General features: G+C 63.8%; 2 protein-coding genes. Both read left to right on the top strand.

All coding sequences use genetic code 11. The annotated features are described in order from the left end of the window. The coding region (gene car, locus VN856_RS22585) for a carboxylic acid reductase (RefSeq protein ID WP_325693205.1) at positions 1 to 2,714 on the top strand (2,714 nt) is incomplete at its 5' end. Between the two features lie 193 nt (positions 2,715 to 2,907). Then, positions 2,908 to 4,707 (top strand): long-chain fatty acid--CoA ligase, encoded by a 1,800-nt coding sequence (locus VN856_RS22580; RefSeq protein ID WP_325693204.1) that lies wholly within the window; start codon positions 2,908 to 2,910, stop codon positions 4,705 to 4,707.

Here is a 4,707-nt window from a genome sequence, read left to right as displayed (position 1 = left end):
GGATCTACACCTCATCGCTTTTCGAGACTGAACACCCGGTGTTCAACGTGAAGTTCATGCCGCTGAACCACATCGCCGGGCGGATGCCGTTGGCGGCGGCCTTTTTGAACGGCGGCACCAGTTATTTCGTTGCGGAGTCGGACTTGTCGACGTTGTTCGACGACTGGGCACTGGTGCGACCGACTGATGTGCTGCTGGTGCCCAGGGTTGTCGAAATGCTCTTTCAGCACTACCGGTCGGCGGTCGACCGGATCAACTTGGAGGGCGCCGACCTCGCCGACGCCGAGCAGGAAGCCGCCCTCGAATTGCGGGACCACCAGCTCGGCGGCCGGGTGCTGCGCACCTCCGTCAGCACCGCCCCGCTGGCCGCCGAGCTGAAGGAATTCCTGGAGACGTGCCTCGACGTGCACGTCGGCGACCTGTATGGCTTGACCGAAGTCGTCCCGGTCACCCGCGACGGCATCATCGTCCGCCCGTCGGTGCTCGACTACAAACTCATCGACGTCCCCGAGCTGGGCTATTTCACCACGGACAAGCCGTACCCGCGCGGCGAACTTTTGGTCAAATCGGAGAACAGCACACCCGGCTATTACAAGCGGCCCGAGGTCACCGCCGAGGCGTTCGACGAAGACGGCTACTACCGCACCGGCGACGTGATGGCCGAGATCGCACCCGATCACGTCGTCTATGTCGATCGGCGCAAAAACGTCCTCAAGCTCGCAAACGGTGAGTTCGTGGCCGTCGCGAACTTGGAAGCCGCGTTCAGTGCGGCGCCCCTGGTGCGACAAGTCTTCGTCTACGGCAACAGCGAACGCTCGTACCTGCTGGCCGTGATCGTCCCCACCGCTGAAGCGCTGTCGCAGTTCGGTGATGACACCACCGCGCTCAAGGCCGCGCTACGAGAATCGCTGCAGCAGACCGCGACAGCCGCCGAGCTGCAGTCCTATGAGGTGCCCGCCGACTTTCTGATCGAGACCGAACCATTCAGCGCGGCCAACGGTTTGCTGTCCGGGGTCGGCAAGAATCTACGACCCAAGCTCAAAGATGCCTACGGTGCACGTTTAGAGCAGCTCTACGCCGAGCTGGCCGCCGCACAGGTGAGCGAGCTCCGGGCGTTGCGCCAGGCGGCGGCAGAGCAGCCGGTGCTAAACACCGTTATCGGGGCCGCGCGGGCGGTGCTCGGATCAGGCGGCGACGGCGTGAATCCCACTGCCCATTTCACCGACCTGGGCGGGGATTCGCTGTCTGCGCTGACGTTCTCCAATTTGCTTCAGGAGTTGCTGGGCGTCGAGGTGTCGGTCGGGGTGATTGTCAGTCCCGCGAGTGACCTGAGCCAGATCGCCGACTACATCGAGACCGAGCGCCGGTCGGGTTCGACGCGCCCCACCTTCGCCACCATCCACGGCAAGGGCGAAACCACCGTCTACGCAAGCGATTTGACACTGGGCAGGTTCATCGACACCGCGACTTTGACCACGGCCAAGACGCTGCCGCGAGCCGCCGCAGAGCCGCAGACCGTTCTGCTGACCGGCGCCAACGGCTACCTCGGTCGTTTCGTGACGCTGGAATGGCTGGAACGGCTGTCCCGCACCGGCGGCAAGCTGATCACCATCATCCGCGGCACCGATGCCGAGGTGGCAAGTGCGCGCCTGGCGAAGGTCTTCGACAGCGGAGACCCCCAGCTGCTCGGTCACTTCCGTGAGTTGGCCACCGAGCACCTGGAAGTCATCGCCGGCGACATCGGCGAGCCCAACCTCGGCCTCGACGACGCAACCTGGCAGCGATTGGCCGAAAGCGTGGACCTGATCTCGCACGTCGGCGCGTTGGTCAATCACGTGTTGCCCTACGCGCAACTGTTCGGCCCCAATGTCGTCGGTACCGCCGAGGTGATCAAGCTGGCGATCTCCTCGCGGATCAAACCGGTCACCTTCATGTCGACGGTGGCGGTCGCCATGCAGATCGCGCCCGAGAAGTTTGTCGAGGATGGCGATATCCGCGCCATCAGCCCTGCGCGCGCGGTCGACGACTCGTACGCCAACGGCTACGGGAACAGCAAGTGGGCCGGGGAAGTCCTGCTGCGCGAGGCATTTGACCTGTGCGGCCTGCCGGTGGCGGTTTTCCGCTCCGACATGATCCTGGCCCACAGCCGATATGTCGGGCAGCTCAACGTGGTTGACAATTTCACCAGACTGCTCTTGAGCCTGCTGACAACGGGTATCGCTCCGGAGTCGTTCTATCAGACCGACTCGGCGGGAAATCGAGCCAGGGCGCACTACGCCGGCGTGCCCGCCGACTTCGTTGCCGAGGCCGTCACCACGCTGGGGAAGCAGGTCACCGACGGGTTCCGTTCGTTCGATGTGGAGAATCCGTACGACGACGGCATCTCTTTGGACACCTTCGTGGATTGGTTGATCGACGCCGGCCACAAGATCCATCGGATTGGCGACTACAACGAGTGGCTCGCCCGGTTTGAAACCACGTTGAAGGCGCTACCGGAGAAGCAACGACAGCAGTCGGTGCTGCCGCTGCTCGGTGCCTATCGCCAACCCGAAAAACCGCTGCGCGGCAGCCCGACCCCCACCGAGGTGTTTCAAACCGCTGTACGGGCGGCCAAAATCGGCCCGGACAAGGACATTCCCCACCTGTCGAGCGCGCTGATCGACAAATACGTCACCGACCTGCAGCACCTGGCTCTACTGTCGCATCACGGCTAGCCGACGCGGACCTGGTCTACGCGGGTTTTTGCGCCGTGCCATCTCAATCGAGCAGCGAATTCACGTTTTGTCCAGACAGCGGTGGGCACTCCCAGCAAGATCAATCCATGACGAGCGCAAGCGCGGCGAAGCCGGGCGCAGCGGATCGTCATGGATAGCCGACGCGATGTCGCTGAGAGCAGAGGGAAGTCCGATGGCCCAGACGAGTGCTAACCCAGACCGAGCCGACAATTTGGCGCAGTTGTTCCTGCAGCGCGTTGAAAAGTCAGGAGACAACGAGGCCTTCCGCATCCCCGAGAACGGCGACTGGACCTCGGTCACGTGGAACCAGGCCGCCGAGCGGGTGGAGGCCTTGGCGGCCGGCCTGCTGGCGCTCGGTGTCGAGCCCGAGGACCGAGTCGGCATCGCCTCGGCCACCCGGCTGGAATGGATCCTGGCCGACCTGGCGATCCTGTGCGCGGGCGCGGCGACCACCACCGTCTACCCGAGCACGAACGCTGAGGACACCGCCTACATCCTGGCCGACTCCGGCTCGAAGATCGTCTTCGCCGAGGACGACAGCCAGCTCGAGAAGCTGACCGAGCAGCGCAGCGAGCTGCCGAATCTGACCAAGGTTGTGCTGTTCGATGGAACCTCGGACGACGACTGGGTGATCACCCTGGACGACCTGGCCGACCAGGGCGCGAAGTACCTGGCCGAGCACGCCGACTGCGTAAGCAAGGTCGCCGACGAGATCAAGCCCGAGCAGTTGGCGACGCTGATCTACACGTCCGGGACCACCGGCAAGCCGAAAGGTGTGCGGCTGCGCCACCAGGCCTGGGTCTACACCGGCGGCGTGATCTCCGACATGGGTCTGCTCGACGGAAACGATCTGCAGCTGCTGTGGCTGCCACTGGCGCACGCCTTCGGCAAGGTGCTGATCGCCACTCAGGTGGCGTGCGGTTTCGCCACCGCGATCGATGGGCGCGTCGACAAGATCGTCGAGAACTGCGGGATCGTGAAACCGACGTTTATGGGCGCCGCGCCGCGCATCTTCGAAAAGGCGTACAACAAGATCGTCACGCAGCAGAAAGGCGCCCAGGCCGTCCTATTCGGGTGGGCGTTCGCGGTGGGCAAAGAGGTCGCCCGCCGCCGCCGGGAGGGCAAATTCGTCTGGCCGCATTTGGTGCTGCAGGAGCGGCTGTTCGACCGGCTGGTGTTCGCCAAGATCCGCGACGTGTTCGGGGGGCGGATCCGATTCTTCATCTCCGGTTCCGCACCGCTGAACCGCGACATCGCCGAATGGTTCGAAGCGGCAGGCGTTTTGATCCTGGAGGGTTACGGTCTCACCGAATCCTCCGGCGCGGGCTTCATCAACCGGCCGGACAACTACAAGCTCGGCACCGTCGGCCTGCCATTCGACGGCACCGAGGTCCGCATCAGCGACGCCGGCGAGGTGCAGTTCCGCAGCGACTGTGTGATGGCCGGCTATCACCACTTGGACGACGCGACCGCCGATGCGCTGAAGGATGGTTGGCTGTCCACCGGAGATCAGGGCAAGCTCGACGACGACGGCTTCCTGTCGATCACCGGCCGGATCAAGGAACTGTTCAAGCTGTCCAACGGCAAGTACGTCGCACCGCCGGCGATCGAGGCGAAATTCGCGACGCTGTGCCCGTATGCCAGTCAGTTCATGGTGTTCGGCGAGGGCAAGAACTTCGCTGCGGCTCTGGTCACTCTGGACGAAGACTCGATCAGCGGGTGGGCCAAGGACAACGGGCTGAGCGGCAAGTCCTATGAGGACCTCACGAAATCCGACGAGGTGCACGACATGATCGACGAGCACGTCAAGAAGCTGAACGCCAGCCTGAACCGGTGGGAGACGATCAAGAAGTGGGCGGTGCTCGACCACGACCTCTCCGTCGACGGTGGCCAATTGACCCCGTCGCTCAAGGTCAAGCGCGGCGTTGTCGCTGAGCAGAACAAGGAGACCTTGGATGGCTTCTACTCCTGA

It is taken from the genome of Mycobacterium sp. (genome assembly GCF_035603715.1).
Taxonomy (GTDB): domain Bacteria; phylum Actinomycetota; class Actinomycetes; order Mycobacteriales; family Mycobacteriaceae; genus Mycobacterium.
This window is presented reverse-complemented; position numbering and strand designations above follow the sequence as displayed.

Coding starts and splice junctions, on each gene's coding strand:
- VN856_RS22580 (WP_325693204.1), top strand. CDS start 2,908: ATGGCCCAGACGAGTGCTAACCCAGACCGAGCCGACAATTTGGCGCAG.